This is a genomic window from Streptomyces hygroscopicus, assembly GCF_026168105.1.
Classification (GTDB): domain Bacteria; phylum Actinomycetota; class Actinomycetes; order Streptomycetales; family Streptomycetaceae; genus Streptomyces; species Streptomyces hygroscopicus_D.
This window is the reverse complement of record NZ_LBMW01000002.1, coordinates 125,779-146,973: the sequence shown is the minus strand read 5'-3', so window position 1 is coordinate 146,973 and position 21,195 is coordinate 125,779. Positions and strand designations below refer to the sequence as shown.

Annotated in this window: 18 protein-coding genes; 3 read left to right on the top strand and 15 right to left on the bottom strand. The window is 71.1% G+C overall.

The features are described from left to right. Positions 1-186: 186 nt before the first annotated feature. The 6 genes from cobT to AAW14_RS02945 all read right to left on the bottom strand — a co-directional run bounded on the left by cobT (position 187) and on the right by AAW14_RS02945 (position 9,032). A complete protein-coding gene (cobT, locus tag AAW14_RS02970; protein WP_265559527.1) occupies positions 187-3,756 on the bottom strand; it encodes a nicotinate-nucleotide--dimethylbenzimidazole phosphoribosyltransferase in 3,570 nt (1,189 codons plus the stop codon). 343 nt (positions 3,757-4,099) lie between these two features. After that, positions 4,100-5,308: a precorrin-6y C5,15-methyltransferase (decarboxylating) subunit CbiE gene (gene cbiE / locus AAW14_RS02965; RefSeq protein ID WP_265559525.1), complete on the bottom strand. Its 1,209-nt coding sequence runs from the start codon at positions 5,306-5,308 to the stop codon at positions 4,100-4,102. Positions 5,309-5,435: 127 nt separating this feature from the next. After that, a complete protein-coding gene (locus AAW14_RS02960; RefSeq protein WP_265559523.1) occupies positions 5,436-6,074 on the bottom strand; it encodes a GNAT family N-acetyltransferase in 639 nt (212 codons plus the stop codon). 146 nt (positions 6,075-6,220) lie between these two features. Beyond that, positions 6,221-7,054 (bottom strand): MetQ/NlpA family ABC transporter substrate-binding protein, encoded by an 834-nt coding sequence (locus tag AAW14_RS02955; RefSeq protein ID WP_265559521.1) that lies wholly within the window; start codon positions 7,052-7,054, stop codon positions 6,221-6,223. Positions 7,055-7,185: 131 nt separating this feature from the next. Beyond that, entirely contained in the window at positions 7,186-7,977 is a 792-nt protein-coding gene (locus AAW14_RS02950) for a methionine ABC transporter permease (RefSeq protein ID WP_265559887.1), read from the bottom strand. A 20-nt stretch (positions 7,978-7,997) separates the two neighbouring features. Continuing rightward, positions 7,998-9,032, bottom strand: coding sequence for a methionine ABC transporter ATP-binding protein (locus AAW14_RS02945; RefSeq protein ID WP_265559519.1), 1,035 nt, complete (start codon positions 9,030-9,032; stop codon positions 7,998-8,000). A gap of 682 nt (positions 9,033-9,714) precedes the next feature. On the opposite strand from AAW14_RS02945, the gene AAW14_RS02940 reads away from it, so the two are divergent. Together AAW14_RS02940 and AAW14_RS02935 are read left to right on the top strand one after the other, a co-directional pair. Beyond that, positions 9,715-10,074 carry a hypothetical protein gene (locus tag AAW14_RS02940; RefSeq protein WP_265559517.1) on the top strand — a complete coding sequence of 120 codons (360 nt, stop codon included), beginning with the start codon at positions 9,715-9,717 and terminating at the stop codon, positions 10,072-10,074. A gap of 1 nt (position 10,075) precedes the next feature. Beyond that, complete coding sequence (locus tag AAW14_RS02935; protein ID WP_265559515.1) at positions 10,076-10,507, top strand: hypothetical protein; 432 nt, start codon at positions 10,076-10,078, stop codon at positions 10,505-10,507. Between the two features lie 58 nt (positions 10,508-10,565). Here AAW14_RS02935 and AAW14_RS02930 read toward each other — a convergent pair whose 3' ends face one another. The 3 genes from AAW14_RS02930 to AAW14_RS02920 all read right to left on the bottom strand — a co-directional run bounded on the left by AAW14_RS02930 (position 10,566) and on the right by AAW14_RS02920 (position 12,866). Beyond that, positions 10,566-11,063 (bottom strand): GNAT family N-acetyltransferase, encoded by a 498-nt coding sequence (locus AAW14_RS02930; RefSeq protein WP_265559513.1) that lies wholly within the window; start codon positions 11,061-11,063, stop codon positions 10,566-10,568. Between the two features lie 45 nt (positions 11,064-11,108). Beyond that, positions 11,109-11,615 carry an RNA polymerase sigma factor gene (locus tag AAW14_RS02925; protein ID WP_265559511.1) on the bottom strand — a complete coding sequence of 169 codons (507 nt, stop codon included), beginning with the start codon at positions 11,613-11,615 and terminating at the stop codon, positions 11,109-11,111. A 75-nt stretch (positions 11,616-11,690) separates the two neighbouring features. Then, positions 11,691-12,866 (bottom strand): glycerophosphodiester phosphodiesterase, encoded by a 1,176-nt coding sequence (locus AAW14_RS02920; protein ID WP_265559509.1) that lies wholly within the window; start codon positions 12,864-12,866, stop codon positions 11,691-11,693. Between the two features lie 366 nt (positions 12,867-13,232). On the opposite strand from AAW14_RS02920, the gene AAW14_RS02915 reads away from it, so the two are divergent. Continuing rightward, positions 13,233-13,904 (top strand): lysophospholipid acyltransferase family protein, encoded by a 672-nt coding sequence (locus AAW14_RS02915; RefSeq protein WP_265559508.1) that lies wholly within the window; start codon positions 13,233-13,235, stop codon positions 13,902-13,904. Between the two features lie 91 nt (positions 13,905-13,995). Here the strand turns inward: AAW14_RS02915 and AAW14_RS02910 are convergent, their stop codons facing one another. The 6 genes from AAW14_RS02910 to AAW14_RS02885 form a co-directional block, all read right to left on the bottom strand. Continuing rightward, the gene (locus AAW14_RS02910) at positions 13,996-15,558 is read right to left on the bottom strand and encodes an MFS transporter (protein ID WP_265559506.1); all 1,563 of its coding nucleotides are present in this window, start codon (positions 15,556-15,558) and stop codon (positions 13,996-13,998) included. Continuing rightward, on the bottom strand, positions 15,555-16,106 hold the full coding sequence (locus AAW14_RS02905; RefSeq protein WP_265559503.1) for a TetR/AcrR family transcriptional regulator: 552 nt from the start codon (positions 16,104-16,106) through the stop codon (positions 15,555-15,557). The genes AAW14_RS02910 and AAW14_RS02905 overlap by 4 nt, the downstream gene beginning before the upstream one ends. A gap of 99 nt (positions 16,107-16,205) precedes the next feature. After that, positions 16,206-17,177: an aldo/keto reductase gene (locus AAW14_RS02900; RefSeq protein WP_265559502.1), complete on the bottom strand. Its 972-nt coding sequence runs from the start codon at positions 17,175-17,177 to the stop codon at positions 16,206-16,208. A 60-nt stretch (positions 17,178-17,237) separates the two neighbouring features. Further along, positions 17,238-18,062, bottom strand: coding sequence for an alpha/beta fold hydrolase (locus tag AAW14_RS02895; RefSeq protein WP_265559499.1), 825 nt, complete (start codon positions 18,060-18,062; stop codon positions 17,238-17,240). A 228-nt stretch (positions 18,063-18,290) separates the two neighbouring features. Further along, a complete protein-coding gene (argH, locus tag AAW14_RS02890) occupies positions 18,291-19,721 on the bottom strand; it encodes an argininosuccinate lyase (protein ID WP_265559497.1) in 1,431 nt (476 codons plus the stop codon). 115 nt (positions 19,722-19,836) lie between these two features. After that, positions 19,837-21,036 carry an argininosuccinate synthase gene (locus AAW14_RS02885; protein ID WP_265559495.1) on the bottom strand — a complete coding sequence of 400 codons (1,200 nt, stop codon included), beginning with the start codon at positions 21,034-21,036 and terminating at the stop codon, positions 19,837-19,839. Between the last annotated feature and the right edge of the window lie 159 nt (positions 21,037-21,195).

The following is a 21,195-nucleotide window of genomic DNA, read 5'->3' as shown; positions in this document are numbered from 1 at the left end:
GCAGTGGCCCTGACATGCGGATTTTACGGTGCGGGTGAGCTGACGGGTCAGGTACCCCCATGAGCTGGGCACCGTCGCCGGCTGCTGGGCCCCGGGCGTTCGCGCCCACCCGTTCCGCCCGGGGAACGGATGCCCGAGACCGCCGCACGGTGACGCGTCGCCGGGGCCGCGGCCCCGGGCACCGCCCTACTTCTCCGTCACCCCGGCCGAGTCGAACGTCGCCACCTCGTGCATCGCCCTGGCCGCACTCTGGACGAGCGGCAGGGCGAGCAGCGCACCGGTGCCCTCGCCCAGACGCAGGTCCAGATCGACCAGGGGACGCAGCCCCAGCTTGTTGAGGGCGGCCACATGGCCGGGCTCCGCGCTGCGGTGACCGGCGATGCACGCCGCGAGGACCTCGGGAGCGAGTGCGCGCGCCACCAGGGCGGCGGCGCCGGCGCTGACACCGTCCAGGATCACCGGAGTGCGCAGGGAGGCGCCGCCGAGCAGGAGGCCCACCATCGCCGCGTGCTCCAGACCGCCGAACGCGGCCAGCACGCCGATCGGGTCGGCCGGGTCCGGCTGGTGGAGCTCGATGGCCCGGCGGACGACCTCCGTCTTACGGGCCAGCGTCTCGTCGTTGATACCCGTCCCACGGCCCGTCACCTCGGAGGGGTCGGTGTCCGTGAAGACCGAGATCAGGGCGGCCGAGGCGGTCGTGTTCGCGATGCCCATCTCACCCGTGAGCAGTGCTCTGTTGCCCGCCGCCACGAGGTCGCGGGCCGTCTCGATGCCCACCTCGATCGCCTGCTTGACCTCCTCGCGGGTGAGCGCGGGGCCGGTGGTCATGTCCGCGGTGCCCGCGCGGACCTTGCGCGGCAGAAGGCCCGGAGTGGCGGGCAGATCCGCCGCCACTCCCACATCGACGACACACACCTCGGCGCCGACCTGGTTGGCGAAGGCGTTGCAGACCGCGCCGCCGCCGAGGAAGTTGGCGACCATCTGGCCCGTCACCTCCTGGGGCCAGGGGGTGACGCCCTGGGCGTGCACACCGTGGTCGCCCGCGAAGATCGCGACGGCCGCGGGCTCGGGGATCGGCGGAGGGCACTGCCGGGACAGGCCGGACAGCTGCGCGGAGATGATCTCCAGCATGCCGAGCGCGCCCGCGGGCTTGGTCATGCGCTTCTGCCGCTCCCAGGCCTCGCCGAGCGCCTTGGCGTCCAGCGGGCGGATGCCCGCCACGGTTTCGGCGAGCAGGTCGTGCGGCTCCTCGCCGGGCAGCGCGCGACGGCCGTACGTCTCCTCGTGCACGACCCAGGACAGGGGGCGCCGCTTCGACCAGCCCGCCTGCATCAGCTCGGGCTCCTCCGGGAACTCGTCGACGTAACCCACACACAGATAGGCCACGACCTCCAAGTGCTCGGGCAGGCCGAGCGCGCGGACCATCTCGCGCTCGTCGAAGAAGCTGACCCAGCCGACGCCGAGGCCCTCGGCGCGGGCCGCGAGCCACAGGTTCTCGACGGCGAGGGCGGAGGAGTACGGAGCCATCTGCGGCTGGGTGTGGCGGCCGAGGGTGTGGCGGCCGCCCCGGGTCGGGTCCGCGGTGACCACGATGTTCACCGGGGTGTCGAGGATGGCCTCGATCTTCAGTTCCTTGAACTGCTTCGCGCGGCCCTTGGGCAGCGACTTCGCGTAGGCCTCGCGCTGGCGCTGGGCCAGTTCGTGCATCGTGCGGCGGGTCTCGGCCGAGCGGATGACCACGAAGTCCCAGGGCTGGGAGTGGCCGACGGAGGGCGCCGTGTGGGCGGCCTCCAGGACGCGCAGCAGCACGTCGTGCGGGATCGGGTCGCCGCGGAAGCCGTTGCGGATGTCGCGGCGCTCGCGCATCACGCGCAGCACCGCCTCGCGTTCGGCGTCGTCGTATCCGGGGGCCGCCGGGCCGGTGGACTCTCGTACGTCTGCCACTTCGGCCGTGCTCTCTTCCTGGTCGGCGGCCCTGGTGTCCAGGTCGTCCGCCTGCTGTGCGACTACGGACTCCGGGTCCGCGGCAAGCGGCTCCGGGGCGGGTGCCTCGCCCTCGCGCGGGGCGGGAACGATGACGACGGGCTCCTCCGCCGCCGGCCGGTCGGTCACCGGCTCCTCCTGCTCGGCGGCGGCCGGAGCAGGCTCCTCGGCAAACTGCTGCTCCTGGGCGGGCAGCGGCGGCACGCTCAGGGCGTGCGGCGGGGTGGGGGACAGGTGCGACGCGTGCGGCACGGCGCCCTCGACGGGCAGGAACTGGCCCAGCGAGGGGTCCTGGGGGGACTGGGCGGAGGCAGCGGGCACGGCGGCCGGCTCGGCGTGCGCGGGCTGCTCGCCCGGACCCTGCTCGGCCGTCGCCTGGAGTACCACGCCCTGGGCGGTGACAGCCGAGGGCACGGTCCGGGCGGCCTCGGCCACGGCGGGCCGCTCCACCTCGGTGGCCGCGGGCTCCGCCAACTGGGCCGCGGCGTCCGGGACCTGACCCTCGGTGTCCGCGACGTGGACGACCGGTGCGACGGGCCCCGGCTCGGGCGCCTGCCCACCGGGCACGGGCGTCATGCCCTCGGCGGGGTCCTGAGCCTGCTCGGCCGGAGCGGGAGGGACGGGCTCGGGAGCCTGCGCGGGCGGCGGAATGGCGCCGGGGTACGCGGGGACGTCGGCGCCGGCGGTCTGCCCGGGTACGCCTGCGTCGGCCGCGGGCACGGCCGCGCCCGCGTGTGCCGTGTCGTCCGCCTGCTGCCGGGCGTCCGGCTGGGGCGCGAAGGCCGTGGCGTCCGGCGACAGGGCGTGCGGCACTGCCTCCGCCGTCGGTACGGCGTCGAGGGTCCCTGATACGTCCGGCGTCGGCGACAGGGCCGCCGCTTCGGGGATCTGGTGGAGGGACGGGGCCGACGCGTCCTGCGGCGCGTGCCCGGGCTCGGCACCCGGCACGCCTCCGTGCAGGCCGAAGGCACCGTCGGGCGCCGGCACGCCATGTGTGGCGTCGGCAACGTGCGGCGTGGCCGCCTGGGACACCGACCCGCCCTGGGCGTCCTGCGTCACGCCCGGCACCTGCGGCAGCTCGGCGTCGGCCGGCGGCGCGGAGGCCTCGAGCGCCTCGGACCCGGCCGGGGCAGCGTGTCCCGGCAGCGGCCCGGAACCCACCGGTGCCCCGGGCTCCGCCTCGACGGCCGGAGCCGGCACCGGCTCGGGCATAGGCGCCGGAGCGACCGTTTCTGCGGCCATCCCCTCGAAGCCGGCCGGCGGAACGGGCTGCGCCTGCGGCGGAGCACCCCACGGCACCGCGCCCTGCGGGGAGTTCTCCCCGAGCTGCGGCACGTCGAGGTACTCGGGTCCGGCCGTCGGCGGCCCGGAGGCACGCATCGGGACGTCCGCGGGCCCGCGGTCGGCGAGCGAACGAACCGGGCTGGACGACGCGTCCGGAGTCGGCGGGCCGAGGTGCAGCGGGCGGCGCTGCGGCGCGGACGCCTGGGACGGCGTACGGACCCCGCCGAGGTCGATCGAACCGCTGTCCCGGCCGGCCGCCTCGTGCGGGCCCGGCTCGTGGGCGAATTGCGCCGGGGCCGGGCCGGGCTGCGGCATCTCGTTGCCCCACGCGCCCTGCTGGCCGGGCATCAGGAGCAGGTCGTCGTCCTCGGCGGGGGTGTCGGAGGGGTCGAGGTAGGTGTACGCGCCCGGCGTGAGGACGCCCGGCTGCTCCACCGTGCCTGCGTTCTCCGGCAGCCCCTCGCCCGGGACCTGGCCGGTGTCGGTCATGCGTACCCCTCGCCCATCGGTTAGTGCTTCTACGACCAGCTCGCCCGGAACGTCGCGCCGACCGCCCGCAGTGAAGAACGAGCGTGCGTGCCCAGCGGCACGAACGACCCGCCAACAAAGCGACAAAGCCATTGAAGGGCATTGTCGCGGTCGTCCCACCGTCGCGACAGCTTGATCCGCGGCGGTCCGCTGTGGACTGCGCCACGTTGCGCGTCCTCCGGTTCTGCCGTACCACACTCGCCCCAAAAGGGGCGTGGTTTCCGGACATTGACTGACGAAGTGCCGGATCACCCGAGTGGAGTACAACGATCGGCCAGCCTACCGCGCCGGTACGACAACCGGATCACGGGCAGCGGTCGGTCAATCGGCCGCTGAGCAGGAACGCGACACTCCGTTCCTTCTCCGTCCAGGCCCGCGTGTCGAGTTCCACGGACTGCAGCAGGGCGCACTCGACGTCGTAGCCGTGTTCGGACAGGTCCCGGCCGACGAGTTCGGCCGCGTCCCGGGTCGCGGCGTGCGCGACGATGCACTGCGGGCGGCGGTCGGCGACGGCCGAGACGACCGCGGCTCCCCCGCCGCCGACCCGAACGACGTCCGGTTCGGGCAGGTTCTCCAGGATGTGCGGAGCGGCGCCGTGCACCACCTGGAGCTGCACTCCGAAGTGGCGGGCGGCGGCCGCCGTGCGGCCGCAGGCGTCCCTGTCCCGGTCGACGGCGATGACGGCGGCCCCGCAGCGGGCGGCCTCCACGGCGAAGGCACCGCTGCCCGCGCCGATGTCCCACACCAGGTCGCCCACCCTCGGGCCCAGGCGGGCGAGTTGGGCGGCGCGCAGCAGATCCGTTTCACCTTCGCCGAGCAGGCCGCCGTACGCCTCCGCGGGCAGCGCCCAGCCGCGCGGCCCCGCGCCCGGGTCGCGACCGGCGATCCAGCCGCCGCCGGCCGCGGTGACGGGGCCGCCGATGACGATGACGACGTTGGGATCGCGCCAGGTGTGGTCGGCGGCCTTGTCGGAGGTGACGACGGTGACCTGTTCGCGTTCGGTGCCCAGTTCCTCGCAGATGACGAAGGTGCGGTGGATCCCGTCCAGGAGCAGCCCGAGTTCGGCGGGCCCGGCACCCGGTGAGGTGAGCACCGCGACCTTGGTGTGGGCGCGGCATACATTCACGGCGCGTCGCAGGGTGCGGCGGTGTGCGACGACCACCTGTGCGTCATCCCAGGGCATCCCGGCCCGAGCAAAGGCGGCGGCCACCGAGGACACGGCCGGCACGACCTCGACCTCCAGACCGAACTCGGGGACGCGCAGGGTGCGTACGACGCCGAAGAAGCCCGGGTCGCCGTCGGCGAGCACGACGGCGGTGCCGCGGTGGGCGGCGATACGGCGGGCGGCGAGCTCGACGCTGCCGAGACGGATGCGTTCGGCCGTCCTCGGCACATCGGGGAGCGCGAGATGGTGGGCCGCGCCTGCGACGAGCGTGGCGGCCCCGAGGGCCGAGCGCGCCGCGGCGGTCAGCGGCGAGCCGTCCCAGCCGATCACCGTGACCCGGTCGGCCATCGTCGTCAGTCTCCAGGGGGTTTGCGCAGGTCGTCAGGGACAGCCCGTACGGCGGGCTCCGTGAGGGTACCTGGTTCGGCCGTGTTCGGCGGTGCGGTGTCCGGCCCGCGGGAACGGCTCCCGGCCATCAGTTCCAGTTGGAGAACGACGTGAAACCACCGGTGTCGGCCAACCCCTCGCCGACCCCGTCGAGGTCCTCCGGCAGCAGGCTCCACACGATGAAATCGGTCCGTACGTCGGTCCAGATGCCGTCCTCGGTACGGACGTGCGCTATGCAGGCGTTGCGCAGCACGCCCTCGCTGATGCAGCCGATCTTCTGGGCGACCTGCTGGGAGGCGGTGTTGTCGGCCGCCGTGCGCAGTTCGATCCGCTCGAACTTCTGGTCGCCGAGAAGCCATTGGGCGATGGCGAGCGCCGCCTCGGAGGCATACCCCTCGCCGCGGGCCCAGGGGGCGATGACATACGACAGTTCGGTGGACCGGACGTGCCAGTTGGTCCTGCCGAGCTGGACGACACCCACCAGCCGCTGGGTGAGGAACTCGGTGACCGCGAGGTCGAGGCCGCGGCCCGCGGCGCGTTCCGCGGGGGCGTGCTCGGTGATCCAGATGCGGGCCGCCGCCTCGGTGAACGGCTGGGGCACGTCGGTCCAGGCGCCGACCAGTTCGTCGTTCATCATCTCGGCCAGCGCCGGAACGTCGTCGTCCTCGAGAGGGCGCAGTACCAACCGCTCCGTGCTGATGGAGACGTTGGGGAAGGTGCTCGTCATTGCGCCGCTCCGTAACCTTCGGAAACCGTCAGTACCTGCTGAGCTGCCCAGCATGCAACATGGAAGCACCGAGCCGCACCACGGGGTCCACTCCCGGTGAGGGAGCGGACCCCGTGCGTATCGGTACGCGGTTTCCGTGGGACGGCTCAGAAGGACGCGATGACCGAGCCCTGGTACTTGTCCTCGATGAACTTCTTCACCTCGGGAGAGGTGAGGAGCTTCGCGAGCTTCTGAACGCGCGGGTCCTTCTCGTTGCCCTTCTTCACCGCGAGGAAGTTGCCGTACGGGTTGTTCTTCGCGGACTCCAGGACGATGGCCTGCCTGGCGGGGCTGAGGCCCGAGGAGATGGCGTAGTTGCCGTTGATCACCGCGGCGTCCACGTCGTCCAGGGAGCGCGGGGTCTGTGCCGCCTCAAGCTCCTTGAACTTCAGGTTCTTCGGGTTCTTGGCGATGTCCTGGGGGGTCGCCTCGCTGCCCACGCCGCTCTTGAGCGTGATGAGCCCGTTGGCGGCGAGCAGCTTGAGCGCCCGCGCCTCGTTGACCGTGTCGTTCGGGACGGCGATGGTCGCGCCGCTCTTCAGCTCGTCGGCCTTCTTGACCTTGTGGGAGTAGAGACCGAGCGGCTCCAGGTGCACCGTGACGACGGGCACGATGTGGGTGCCGTTCTTCTTGTTGAAGTCGTCGAGGTAGGGCTGGTTCTGGAAGTAGTTGGCACCGACGGACCCGTCCTCGGTCGCCGTGTTCGGCGTGACGTAGTCGGTGAACTCCTTGACCTGGAGGTCCAGGCCCGCCTTCTTCGCGAGGTTGTCCCTGATGTAGTCGAGGATCTCGGCGTGCGGGGTGGGGCTCGCGGCGACGATCAGCGGGCCGCTGGTGTCGGAGGCGGCGGAGGAGCTCTTGCCGGAGCCGCAGGCGGTGAGCCCGAAGGTGAGGGCTCCGGCGGCGAGAACGACGGTGGTGATCTTGGCGGTGTTACGCACGAAAAGTGCCTTTCCTGGAGGGGTGGTGCGGCCCCTTGAATCAAGGGGCGGCGGCGCGAAGCGCCGTCGGGGAGGGGTGATGGTCGGGTGGTGGATGTGCGGCCGTGGAGTTCTGGGTGGGGCGACCGGGTTCAGGCGACCTTGCTCACGTCGGCGGCGGTCTCGTCCGCGACGGTCCCGGCCGTAGCGGTCTCGGCCGCGACGGTCCCGGCCGTAGCGGTCTCGGCCGCGAGCGTCCGGTCCCTCAGCAACCGGAGCCGGGGCGCCGCACCCGAGCCCCCGCCGCGGCGGTGCAGTGCGCGGGCCGCGTAGTCACCGGCGAACTGGATCAGCGAGATGACGACGGCGAGGATGCCGACGGTGATCCACATCAACTGGGTCTCGAAGCGCTGGTAGCCGTAGCGGATGGCGATGTCACCGAGCCCGCCGGCGCCGACCGTGCCGGCCATCGCGGAGTAGCCGATGAGGGCGACGACCGTGGTGGTGGCGGAGGAGATCAGGGAGGGCAGGGCCTCCGGTACGAGGACCTTGCGCACGACCGTCCAGGTGTTGCCGCCCATCGCCTGGACGGCCTCGACGAGCCCGCCGTCGACTTCACGAACGGCCGTCTCGACGAGCCGAGCGAAGAACGGGATCGCGCCGATGGCCAGGGGCACGATCGCGGCCTCGCGGCCGATCGTCGTCCCCGTGACGGTGCGCGTGAAGCTCATCAGCGCGACCATCAGGATGATGAAGGGCATCGAGCGGGCGACGTTCACGACCTGCCCGATGACCTTGTTGGCGACGACGCTCTGGAGGAGTCCGCCGCGGTCGGTCAGCACGAGGAGAACGCCGAGCGGGAGCCCGCCGACGACCGCGATCAGGGTGGACCAGCCGACCATGTAGAGGGTGTCCCAACAGGCCTCGGACAGCAGCGGCTGCATCGCCGGCCAATCCGTCCAGGTCACTTGGCACCTCCCTGAACCAGCGCGGGCTCGGGGCCCAGGACGTCGATCTGCAGGCCCTGCTCGCGCAGGAAGCCGATCGGCACGACGTTCTCCTCGTAGGGGCCGGGCAGTTCGATGCGCATCCGGCCGACCTGCCTGCCGCCTACGGTGTCCATCGCGGCGCCGAGGATCGAGATGTCGATGTTGTAGGTGCGCGAGAGCTGCGAGACGACGGTCTGGGTGGCCGCCTCGCCGTGGAAGGTGACGTCGACGACGGTGCGGTCGTCACCGGAGGCGTCGCCGCTGACCGGGAAGAGCGCGGCGGCGAGTTCGGACCCGGGGGTCGCCAGCAGTTCGCTGACCGTGCCGGACTCGACGATGCGGCCCTTCTCCATGAGGGCGGCGGAGTCGCAGACGCTCTTGACGACGTCCATCTCATGCGTGATGAGCAGGACGGTGAGGCCCAGCTGCCGGTTGAGGTCGCGCAGCAGCTGGAGGATGGAGCGGGTGGTCTCCGGGTCGAGGGCGCTGGTCGCCTCGTCGGAGAGCAGCACCTTGGGGTCGCCGGCGAGGGCGCGGGCAATGCCGACGCGCTGCTTCTGGCCACCGGAGAGCTGGGCCGGGTAGGCCCCCGCCTTGTCGGCGAGGCCGACGAGGTCGAGCAGTTCCAGGGCCCGGCAGGAACGTTCCTTCCCAGACCTGCCGAGGATCTCCAGCGGTAGCTCGACATTGTCCTGGACGGTGCGCGAGGACAGCAGGTTGAAGTGCTGGAAGACCATGCCGATCCGGCTGCGCGCCTGCCGGAGCTCCTTTCCGGCGCGTGGTCCGCGGCCGGTGAGCGCGGTGAGGTCCCGGCCGGCCACGGTGACCGTGCCGGAGGTGGGGCGCTCCAGGAGGTTGACGCAGCGGATGAGCGAGGACTTGCCGGCGCCGGACTGGCCGATGACGCCGAACACCTCCCCCTCGCGTACGTGCAGGTCGACGCCGTCGAGGGCGGTCACCTCGCGGCCGCGCGAGCGGTAGACCTTGGTCAGGCCCGATGTGGTGATCACTGGGATTCCGTCACTGTCGAGTGCAGGGCGTGGATGTGCGCCGGGCACGGGTGCATTGCGTGGGAACGCGGCACGGTTCTCGCAATGGCGATCGAACCGGGGAGAACGTGTGCGCGGTGGGTCCCCATGCCGTTCAGGCGGTGGGGGCGGCGCGGTCACGTACGAGGCAGGTGTACGGACATGCCGGGGCGGTCTCGCTTCGGGGCGCGAGGCTCTGGGGTGGTGCAGGGGCCCTCTAGCAGGCGCACATTCGACACATACAACGAGCACCGGGCGTCATGGTCGCCTCGGTCGCAAAGGTGCGGCTGCTCGTCGTGGTCATGGGATCAAGTAAAGCAGACACAGAGCCGGAACCTGCCACGCCTGTCCGAATAGCGGACAGGCGTGGACAGTCTTCAGCCGTAGACGGAGTTCTCCACGGCTCCCTCCGTGACCAGGGCGGACAGGGCCGAGCTGTCCTTCACCGCGAGATCGGCGTCTCCTTCGCGGGCCGGACGGGTTGTGGCCAACGCCACGGCGGCCACACCGGCGGCACGGGCGGCCGCCGGATCCGGCGGGGGTCTTCGCGGACGACGCGGCGGCACGGGTCGACGCCCCCGCCCTGCGCGTCCTCGGCCTCCAGCCGCTCGCTCCGCCCGGGGCCGAGCGCATCGGGGCGTTTGGTCCGTAATAGGGTCACGGCATGCTTGATGCCCTGACGCTGGCGACCGGTGTCGCCGCGCTGCTGCTCGCCGCCTGGTGCGGGTGGGCGGCCTACCGCGACCAGCCCACGAAGGACTGGCACTTCATCGGCATGGCCGTGGTGACTGTGCTCGCCTTGGTGCAGCTGGTCGTCGGTGTCGTCCAGTTGGCGCGGGGCGAGAAGCCGGCCCAGGGCACGACCATCTTCGTCGCGTATCTGCTCGGTGCCTTCGCGTGCATCCCGGCGGTGGGTTTCATGTCGCTGGCGGAGCGCACGCGCTGGGGTTCGGTGACGGTCGCGGCCGGCGGCGTGGTCCTCGCCGTGCTCGAGGTGCGGCTCTACGACATCTGGGGAGGCTGAGATGACGGCCACGCAGGAGAGGCCGGCGAAGGCACGGCTCATCAGCGGGCCCGGCATGCTGCTGGTCTGGCTGTACGGCGTGATGGTCGTCGGGGCGGTGTCGCGCTCGGTCGTACAGATCTCGACGCAGTTCGACAAGGCTCCGCTCGCGTACTCCCTTTCCGCCGTCGCCGGTGTCGTCTACGGCTTCATCACCTACTCGCTGGTCCGCGGTGGCGAGACGGCGCGCAGAGCGGCACTGGTGTGCTGCGCGGCCGAGCTGGTGGGAGTGCTGACCGTGGGCACATGGACGCTGGTCGAGCCGTCGGCGTTTCCGGACGCGACCGTGTGGTCGGACTACGGCATGGGGTACATCTTCATCCCGGTCCTGTTGCCGCTGTCGGCCATGTACTGGTTGCGGAAGGGATCCACGCGACAGGGAGACGCGGTCTGAGCCCGTTGCGCGACTGCGGGTCGCCACGGCCGGGCGCGCCCCTTGCGGGGCGCGGCACTCACGCCGTCGTCGCGTAGGCTCCCGCCGGCTTCTCCAGGACGACCATCGGGACGCCGTCGTCGCCCTGGGAGGTGCCGACCGCCTGGTAGCCGACACGGCGGTACAGGCGCAGGTTGACCTCGCTGCGGTGACCCGCGCTCAGACGGAACTTCTTCGCGCCGCGCTCCTCCACCAGCGCCGCCTCCGCCGCGCGCAGCAGCCGGGCACCGATGCCGTGGCCCTGCAGCCGCGGGTGCACGCAGAGCTTGCCGATGGACGCCGCACCGTCCTCGGTCACACTGCCGCGCACCGAGCCGACCACCTCGTCGCCCAGCCGCGCCACGAAGACGCAGTCCGAGACGACCTCTTCGCGGACCGAGTCGAGGCTCTGCACGAGCGGGTCGATGCGGTAGTTGCCGTACAGGGCGGCCTCGCTCTGGAAGCACAGGTACTGCAGCCTGAAGATCTGCTCGGCGTCCTGCTCGGTCGCCCCAGAGATGGTCACGCTCATGCCCATGTGCGCATGCCTCCCGCTCACCTGATCACCGATCGTCCCTCACTCCTATCCCCGCGGTTCATGAGCCGCAACCTCCGCGGCCAGCAATCGCCGTAGACATCCCAGGCATTTGGAGCGTTCCGGGCCGAGACTCCCCTGTGAGATACCCAACTCCCCTGCGATTTCCCGATAGGTCAGGTCCTGCGGGGACAGCAGCGCCGCCATCAGGCGGGGACAACGGCCGGGAAGGCGGCGCACGGCCGCGTACAGCGCCCTGCGGCGGGCCGCCGTGAGTGCCTGCTGCTCGGGACCGGGCCCCGTGTCGTCGGCGGGCTCGGCACGGTACGGCAGCTCGAGGCGAGCGGCACGGCGGCCGCGGCGCGCCTCCGAGCGGACGGCCCGGCGCAGCCACCCCTGCGGGTCGACGAGCGGCCGGTCCACCTCGAGTCGCTCCAGCAGCCGCAGCCACACCGCCTGTTCCAGGTCGCCCTGGTCCATCCCGCACGCATACGCCTCCGCCGAGGCCTCGGCGGCGAGCAGGGGACGCAGTGCCGCGAGCATCTCGTGGGTCATATGCGGCGTGACGTAACCGCCCCGGCGAGGGGTTGCCGTGGCAGGCCGAAAGTCACCCGAATCGGTGTTGGTGCGTCAGATATTGACCCCGCGATGGTGCAGGAAGTCCTCGCGGGCCAGCACCCCGGTGTCGGCGTTGTCGGTGAAGACGCCGTCGATGCCGGTCGCGAAGTACGCCTTGAAGGCGCCGAATACGTCCCCGTAAGCGGCCGGGTCCTTGCCCTTCTGGAAATTTGCGGGCAGGAAGGTGTTCTCGTCGCGCATGGTGTACGGGGTGAGGATGAGGCCCGCGGCGTGTGCGTCGGCGACGAGGGTGGACGGCTTGGTGAGGTTGCCGTTCGCGTCCTTGGGGATGACCAGGTCGAGGGTCGGGCCGATGCCCTGCGCGTACGACGCGATCTCCTTGAGGCCCTTGGGGGTGATGAGGTCGGCGACCGTGCGCCTGTCGCCCGTCTCGACGAAGTCCCAGGGGCGGGTGCCCGCTGCGGACAGCAGCACCACGAGCGGGTTGCCGACGAGCTTGTTCAGGCGCTGGATGCTGCTCGGCTCGAAGGACTGGATGAGGACCGGTGAGTTCTTCCTGTCCTTGCCGTGCCTGCGCAGGCTCTTCGCCAGCAGCTGCTCCATGTCGAGGCCCTGCTTGCGGAAGTAGGTGGGGTGCTTGGTCTCGGGGTAGATCCACACCTGCTTGCCGCGCTTGCGGGACTGCTCGTCCTGCCAGGTGAGCACCTCTTCGAAGCTGGGGATCTCCCAGCGGCCGTTGTAGATCGTGTTGTGCTGGCGGGTGGCGGGGATCCGCTCGATCGCCCGCAGGGTCTTCAGCTCGGCGAGCGTGAAGTCCTCGGTGAACCACCCGGTGGTGGAGACGCCGTCCAGAACCTTGGTGGTCTTGCGGCCGGCGAACTCGGGGTGGTCGGCGACATCGGTGGTCCCGCCGATCTCCGGCTCGTGCCGGCACACCAGGTGGCCGTCCTTGGTGGGCACCAGGTCACCGGCCTCCACGATGTCGGCGCCCAGGTCGAGCGCCAGGTCATAGGAGCCGAAGGTGTGCTCCGGCCGGTAGCCGCTGGCCCCGCGATGCCCGATGATCATCGGCACCGGCAGGCCCTTGAGTCCGCCGCCGTGCCGCGCGTCCGCCGTCGCGGCGGCGGGCAGTCCGAGGACCGCTCCGCCCGCGCCGAGCACCGCGGCCCCGAGCAGCGCCCGCCGGCCCGTCCCTCGTCCCTGCTCGTACGACTCCTGCGTCGCCATGTATTCCTCCCACCACACCAGTCGAGTGCGGATCGATCGTAGGTGCGTTCGGGTGACGGCCGGGAGAAGTACACGGGAACGCATCGCGGACGGGGACGGTCCTCAGGGATGCCCGGGGTGCGTGGCGGCATGCATGGGTGACGGCGTAGGGGACACCCGGATAATGACGGCCCGTCATACGTCGGGTGCGATGTCCGTCACACCCGGCCGGCGCATGACGGCCGGGCAACACCGGGCCGCCGCAGGTAAACACTCGTCAATGACATGTATCCACTCGGTGACCCGATGTGCGATCCGCCGCCGGCCACGAGTAATGTCCTCACCTGCACAGACTCATAACCGCATCCCTTGACATCGGAGGGCCCGTTGTCCCGCTTCGTGCTCATCAAGGCAGTGCTCGCACCGATCATGCGCCTGATGTTCCGCCCACGGGTGGAGGGTGCGGAGCACATCCCGGCCGACGGCCCGGTCATCCTGGCCGGCAACCACCTCACGTTCATCGACTCGATCGTGCTGCCGGTGGTGACCAAGCGGCAGGTCTTCTTCATCGGCAAGGACGAGTACGTCACCGGCAAGGGTCTCAAGGGCCGGCTGATGGCCTGGTTCTTCACGGGCGTCGGCATGATCCCGGTGGACCGGGACGGCGCGAGCGGCGGAGTGGCCGCGCTGATGACCGGCCGCCGGGTGCTGGAGGAGGGCAGGATCTTCGGCATCTACCCGGAGGGCACCCGCTCCCCCGACGGCCGGCTGTACCGCGGCCGCACCGGAATCGCCCGCCTGACCCTGATGACCGGCGCCCCGGTCGTGCCGTTCGCGATGATCGGCACGGACAAGCTGCAGCCGGGCGGTCGCGGTATGCCGCGTCCGGGGCGGGTCACCGTGCGCTTCGGCGAGGCAATGGAGTTCTCCCGGTACGAGGGTATGGACCGCGACCGGTATGTGCTGCGTGCGGTGACCGACTCCGTGATGACGGAGGTCATGCGGCTGTCGGGACAGGAGTACGTGGACATGTACGCCACGAAGGCGAAGGCCGCGTAGCGCCTTGGGCGGTTTGCCGGTTTGCCGGTGCGGGTCGTCCGTGGTTGCTCGCGCAGTTCCCCGCGCCCGTGTCGGGGCGCGGCCCAGGGGATCACGAAGTGCCCTCCAGCCTCTGTCCCCGCAGCAGGATCCAGGCCGCCACAGCCGTGGCCAGCAGGACCGCCGCGCCGGCTCCTGTCGCGAGCGTGAGGCCGTGGACGAAGGCCTCGCGGGCCGAGGACAGCAAGGCCTGGCCGGTGGCCGTCGGCATGGCGGCGGCCGACTCGACCGCGCCGCCCAGTGATTCACGGGCCACGGCCGGGGTGCCGATGGGGCCCGTGAAGTCCCGGTAGACGCCGGTCACGATCGAGCCCAGCAGGGCGATGCCGAGGGCCGCGCCGAGTTCGTACGCCGTCTCCGAGACCGCGGAGGCGGCTCCCGCCTGCTCCTTGGGCACGCTGGAGAGGATCACATCGGCGGTCACGGTGAACGACAGTCCCGCGCCGACGCCCACGACGAGCAGCGCGGTCCCGATGAGCGGGTAGCCGGTGGACCGGTCGAGCACGGTGAGGGCCGCCAGCGCCAGGCCCACCGCGGCGAGCCCGCCCGAGACCACGGTCCGCACCGAGGAGCGCCGCGCCGCCGCGCCCGCGACCATGCCCGCGACCACCGCGCCGACAGCGGCGGGCAGTTCGGCGAGACCCGCCTCGAACGGCCGCCTGCCCTGCACCAGTTGCAAGTACTGCGAAAGGAAGAAGACCAGTCCGGACATGCCGAGTACGGTCAGCAGGTCGGCGAGCACGGCACCGCTGAAGCCGCGGCGGTGGAACAGCCGCATGTCCAGCAGCGGTACCGGCAGCGTCAGCTGACGGCGCACGAAGCCGTGCAGCGCGGCGGCGCCGAGGACACCGGTGGCCGCGGCCGGCCAGGTGAACCCGTGCGCGGCCGCCTCCTTGACGGCGTACACGGTGCCGACCATGCCGACGAGCGACAGTAGGACGCTGATCAGGTCCCAGGGGCCGGGGTTCGGATTGCGGGACTCGGGCAGCGTCCGGATGCCGACGACGACAAGGACCACCATCACCGGCAGGTTGATCAGAAAGACCGAGCCCCACCAGAAGTGCTCGAGCAGGAAGCCGCCGACGATCGGCCCGACCGCGGTACCTGCCGAGGCGGTGGCGCCCCAGATTCCGACGGCGAGGCTGCGCTCGCGCGGGTCGAGGAAGAGGTTGCGGATCAGGGCGAGGGTGGCGGGCATCAGGGTCGCGCCCGCGACACCGAGCAGCGCACGCGCCAGGATCATCGTCTCGGGCGTCGCCGCATAGGCGTTGAGGACGGATATCAGTCCGAAGGCGGTGGCGCCGCCGAGCAGGATCCGCTTGCGGCCGATGCGGTCGCCGAGGCCGCCCATGGACACGAGCAGACCGGCGATGACGAACGAGTAGACGTCGCCGATCCACAGCAGCTGGGTGCCCGAGGGCCTCAGGTCCTCGCTGATGTAGGGGGTCGCGAGGCCGAGGACTGTCGCGTCCACGGCCACCAGCAGCACGGCGAGCACGAGGACGCCGAGCGCGAGCCAACGGCCCGGACGCTTCTCCGTCCGTGACGCGATCTCCCCCGGGCTCTCGGCATTGCTCGAGCGGGGGGCACCCCCGTGCTGCAGGGTGCTGGTCATGATTCCTCTCTCCGTAGTGCGCCGCCGAGCAACAGCTCGACGATCATGTGGGTGAAGTCCTTGGGGGCGAGGCGCCCCTCCGTCACGGCCCAGGCGCCGGAGGCCAGCAGGCCGTAGAGCGCCTCGGTGAGCCAGGCCGGGGTGAGGTCGATACGGAACTCGCCGCTCGCCTGGCCGCGTCGGAACAGCGCGGCGATCCGGGCGTCGATCCGGGCCCAGCCCGCGTTCTGCTCCTCGCCCTCGAACAGCTGGTTCTCCGTGTAGAGAAAGGCGAGGAGCCCCGCGGCGGACTCGATCTCCGTCACGAAGCGGCGCACGGCCTCCTGAGCCGAGTCGTCGTCGAGCCGGGCGGCGTCCAGGGCCGCCTCGCACTCCTCGATGCCGAGTGCCTCCAGCGCGCGTACGAGCGCGTCGCGCCCGGCGAAGTGGCGGTGCAGCGTGGCCCGGCTGATCCCGGCCGCCTTGGCGACCTCGTCCATGGTGGCGGTGGATTTCCGGGTGAGCAGGGCGGCTGCGCTGCGCAGCACGTGGTCACGATCGACAGCCATGAGACAAATATAGCCCATGTGAGACATCCATGTCTCACAAGAACCATGCGCGTCTCACAAACTCGTTGAGCGGTTACTCTTGGTATCCAGCAGTGGCGCTCAGTGCCAGGGCAGCTGTCCGCGCCGTTCCCAGTACGTCCTCGGCTCCTCGGCGAGCTCCTCGAGGCGGGCCAGCTGGTCCTCGTCCAGGTCGACGGCGGCGGCGTGCAGGTTCGAGGCGAGCTGGCCGGTGGTGGCCGCGCCGGAGAGGACGACGCCCACCCAGGGCCGGCACAGGATCGCGGCGAGGGCGACCGCGTCACAGCCGAGGGACGTCTCCGCGGCCACGGCCCTGAGGACCTGAGGAGCATGCGGGGCGGCCAGCCGTCCGTTGGCCATGCCCTCCTTGACGATCACCGTCAGGCCGGCGTCGTGGGCCTCGGCGAGCGCGGGGGCGGCCGAGGTCTCCAGCAGGTTGTAGGTGGACTGGACGGTGCGGAAGAGCGGCTCGCCGTCGACCGTCACGGCGAGCGCGGCGCGGATCGCGTCGGCCTGGGCCGGGCCGCTGGTGGAGAAGCCGATCGTGATGCCCTCCGCCGCGGCCTCGGCGAGCCTGGCGTGGAGTTCCTTGTCGGTGAGGGCCGGGCTGTCGGGGGTCACCGAGTGGATCTGGTAGAGATCGAGCCGGTCGCCGAGCAGGGCGGCGGTCTCGGCGCGCTGCCGCTCATAGGTGGCGACGCCGTGGTCCTTGACCTCGTGCTGCGCGGCGTCGGTGCTCCAGCCCGCGGTGTACGTGTAGCCCCATTTGCTGCCGACGACGACGTCTTCGATGCCCGGGCGCGCGTTCAGCCAGTCGGCGAGGAACTCCTCCGAGCGCCCGTACGAGCGGGCCACGTCGAAGTAGCGGACGCCCTGGGCATGGGCGGCGTCCAGGAGTTCGTGGGTGCGCTCGCGCAGGGCCTCCACGGTCCGCTCGGCCGGGAGGTCGTCCTCCCGGCCGAGATTGATGTAGCCCGGACGGCCCACGGCTGCCAGTCCGAGTCCGATGTGTGCGGTGGGCGTGGTCGCGGTGGCCAGGCGGCTGAACGGCATGCGGACTCCCTGCACGATCGGCGGACCGGAACCCGCACCAATCTACCGGCGCCCTGCGGTTCAGCCCGTGCTGACGCAGCGCGGCTCGAAGGCCGGGTCGGCCGGTCCGTTCCGCTGCAGGGCGTTGAGCACCCACTGTTCGACCAGCGGTGACTTGGGTGCCTGGTCGTGTTCGGTGGTGTCGAGCGGACAGCGGTCCTGGAGCAGCACGTTGGTCACACGGGAGGCCGGGCCGTCGAGGAAGGCGCTGGTGTACGGGACCACGACCTCGTCGTTGCGGGTGGCGATCGCCGTGTAGTCGGGGCCGGTCGGGGTCTCCGGGTCGGAGTTGAGCTTGGCCAGGAAGTCCGAGCCGGCCGTCTGGTCGGCGCAGGAGGGGCAGACGGTGGCGCCCGCCGCGAGGGCGAGGGGGTTGGTGGTGCCGTGGTTGGAGGGCACGATACCGACGAGGTCGTCGACCTTGGTCGCGCCGCCGAGGAACTTGACGTAGTAGCGGGGCATCATGCCGCCCTGACTGTGGCCGACGATGTCGACCTTCTTGGCGCCGGTCGCGCCGAGCACGGCATCCACGAAGTCGCGCAGTTCGGCCGCCGAGTCCGGTATCGGGGCGGTCTCCAGGCCGCCGTAGCCGAACGAGAAGACGCAGTAACCGGCGTTCACCAGCGCGGGCGAGAGGGTCAGCCAGTTCTCGTACGAGGTCTTGAAGGTGCCGTTCACCAGGACCACCGGCTGTGGGTGGGCCGCGTCCGGCTTGCAGGACCAGTTGTTGGCGCCCGGTGGCGGAGTGTCGGCGGTGTCCGCGCTCGCGGGGGCCGTGAGGCCGAAGGCGCACAGGGCCGCGGTTGCGACGGCGGCGAGAAGGCGGGCGGCTCGTCTTGCGCGCATGGTGTCCCTTTCCTGCTGAATCCTGGCCGACCGGTGTTCGGCAATGCCGACCAGCAAACGGAATAGTCACCTCCGCACAGATGCCACGTCAAGGATTCGGACACTGGCTGAATCCCATCTGTTACCCGGCGGGCCCGGACACGACGAAGGGCCCGGACGCGATGTCCGGGCCCTTCCGAGGGAACCGTGGGGCGGCCGTTTCGCCGACGGCACGGCCCCCGAGTACCGCTACGCCTTCTTGGCGGTGGCCCACGCGTGCTGTGCCGCGACGTCCGCCTTCACCTCGGCGAGCTGGACGGCGACCGCCTCGGGGGCCGTGCCGCCGCGGGCGTTGCGAGAAGCCAGGGCGCCGGGGACGTTGAGGACGGACCGCACCTCGGGGGTCAGATGGACGGAGATCTTCGCGAACTGCTCGTCGGTGAGCTCGTCCAGCTCCTTGCCCTCGGCCTCGGCTGCCTTCACGCACTCCCCGGCGACCTCGTGCGCGACACGGAACGGCACGCCCTGCTTGACCAGCCACTCGGCGATGTCGGTGGCGAGCGAGAAGCCGGCCGGGGCCAGCTCCTCCATCCGCTCACGGTGCACGGTCAGGGTGGCCATCATGCCGGTGAAGGCCGGAAGCAGGACCTCCAGTTGGTCGATCGAGTCGAAGACCGGCTCCTTGTCCTCCTGCAGGTCGCGGTTGTACGCGAGCGGCAGGGCCTTGAGGGTGGCCATGAGCCCGGTGAGGTTGCCGATCAGACGGCCGCTCTTGCCGCGCGCCAGCTCCGCGATGTCCGGGTTCTTCTTCTGCGGCATGATCGACGAGCCGGTGGAGAAGGCGTCGTGGAGCGTGACGAAGGAGAACTCCTTCGTGTTCCAGATGATGACCTCCTCGGCGATCCGGGAGAGGTCGACGCCGATCATCGCGGTGATGAAGGCGAACTCGGCGACGAAGTCGCGCGAGGCCGTGCCGTCGATGGAGTTGGCCGAGCTGCCGCGCTCGAAGCCGAGGTCCCGGGCGACCGCCTCGGGGTCGAGACCGAGGCTGCTGCCCGCGAGCGCGCCCGAGCCGTACGGCGACACGGCCGTGCGCTCGTCCCACTGGCGCAGCCGCTCGGCATCCCGGGACAGCGCCTGGACATGGGCGAGGACGTGGTGCGCGAAGAGGACGGGCTGGGCGTGCTGGAGGTGTGTGCGACCGGGCATCGCCGCGTCCGGGTGGGCCTCCGCCAGACCGATCAGAGCGTCCTGGAGGTCGGCGATCAGACCGCCGACGATCCGGGCGTGGTCGCGCAGGTACATACGGAAGAGGGTCGCGACCTGGTCGTTGCGGGAGCGGCCCGCACGGAGCTTGCCGCCGAGGTCGGGGCCCAGACGCTCGAGCAGGCCGCGCTCCAGAGCGGTGTGGACGTCCTCGTCGGCGATGGTGCCGGTGAACTCGCCCGAGGCCACGTCCGCTTCCAGCCGGTCGAGCCCCGCGAGCATCCGCGTCAGCTCGTCGTCCGAGAGGAGCCCCGCCTTGTGCAGCACGCGCGCGTGGGCACGGGAACCGGCGATGTCGTAGGGCGCGAGCCGCCAGTCGAAGTGGACGGACGCGGACAGCTTCGCCAGGGCCTCGGCGGGGCCGTCGGCGAAACGGCCGCCCCAGAGCCGTACGTCACCGCTGTTGCTGCTCACTTGCGTTGCTCCTCGGAAGGTCTGGATGTGCCGCCGCCTCCCCACCCGGGAGTGAGGAGGCGGCTGTCAGGCTGATGCGTGTGGGGTGCCCGGAGGCCGGTGCTCGAGGTCCGCGTCAGGCGCCTGCGAGATCCCGTCGCGCGGCGATCTTCGACGACAGACTGTAGATGTCGATGAAGCCCCTGGCAGCCGACTGGTCGAACGTGTCGCCGGTGTCGTAGGTCGCGAGGTTGAAGTCGTACAGCGACTCCTGGGAGCGCCGGCCGGTGACGACCGCGCGGCCGCCGTGCAGGGTCATCCGGATGTCACCGGAGACACGCTGGTTGGCCTCGTTGATGAAGCCGTCCAGGGCGCGCTTGAGCGGGGAGAACCACTGGCCGTCGTAGACCAGTTCGCCCCAGCGCTGCTCCACCTGCCGCTTGTAGCGGGCGAGCTCCCGCTCGACGGTGACGTTCTCCAGTTCCTGGTGGGCGGTGATCAGGGCGATCGCGCCCGGAGCCTCGTACACCTCGCGGGACTTGATGCCGACCAGCCGGTCCTCGACCATGTCGATCCGCCCGATGCCCTGGGCGCCCGCGCGCTCGTTGAGCTGCTGGATGGCCTGCAGGACGGTGACGGGCTTGCCGTCGATGGCGACCGGGACACCCTCCTTGAAGGTGATGATCACCTCGTCGGCCTCGCGGGACTCGGCCGGGTTGGAGGTGTACTCGTAGATGTCCTCGATCGGGGCGTTCCAGATGTCCTCCAGGAAGCCCGTCTCCACCGCGCGCCCGAAGACGTTCTGGTCGATCGAGTACGGGGACTTCTTGGTGGTGGCGATCGGGAGCTGCTTCTCCTCGCAGAAGGCGATCGCCTTGTCCCGGGTCATCGCGTAGTCGCGGACCGGGGCGATGCACTTCAGGTCGGGGGCGAGGGCGACGATGCCGGCCTCGAAGCGGACCTGGTCGTTGCCCTTGCCGGTGCAGCCGTGGGCGACCGTGGTGGCGCCGTGCTTCTTGGCCGCGGCGACGAGGTGCTTGACGATCGTCGGCCGGGAGAGGGCGGAGACCAGCGGGTAGCGGTCCATGTAGAGGGCGTTGGCCTTGATCGCCGGGAGGCAGTACTCGTCGGCGAACTCGTCCTTGGCGTCGGTGACCTCCGCCTCGACGGCACCGCAGGCGAGCGCGCGCTTGCGGATGACGTCCAGGTCCTCGCCGCCCTGGCCGACGTCGACCGCAACGGCGATGACCTCGGCGCCCGTCTCCTCGGCGATCCAGCCGATGGCGACGGAGGTGTCCAGACCGCCTGAGTAGGCGAGTACGACGCGCTCGGTCACGGGTTTCTCCTCACAGTGCATTCGCTGACATGCATGAGTATGCAGAAGTCTGCATGGTTCGTCAATCCTGGACGGTCCGGCGTGGCGGATCGGGGCGGCACGGCGGGTCGGCCGGGGCGGCCACGGATTCCACGGGGCCCCGACGCATCCCGACGCCGC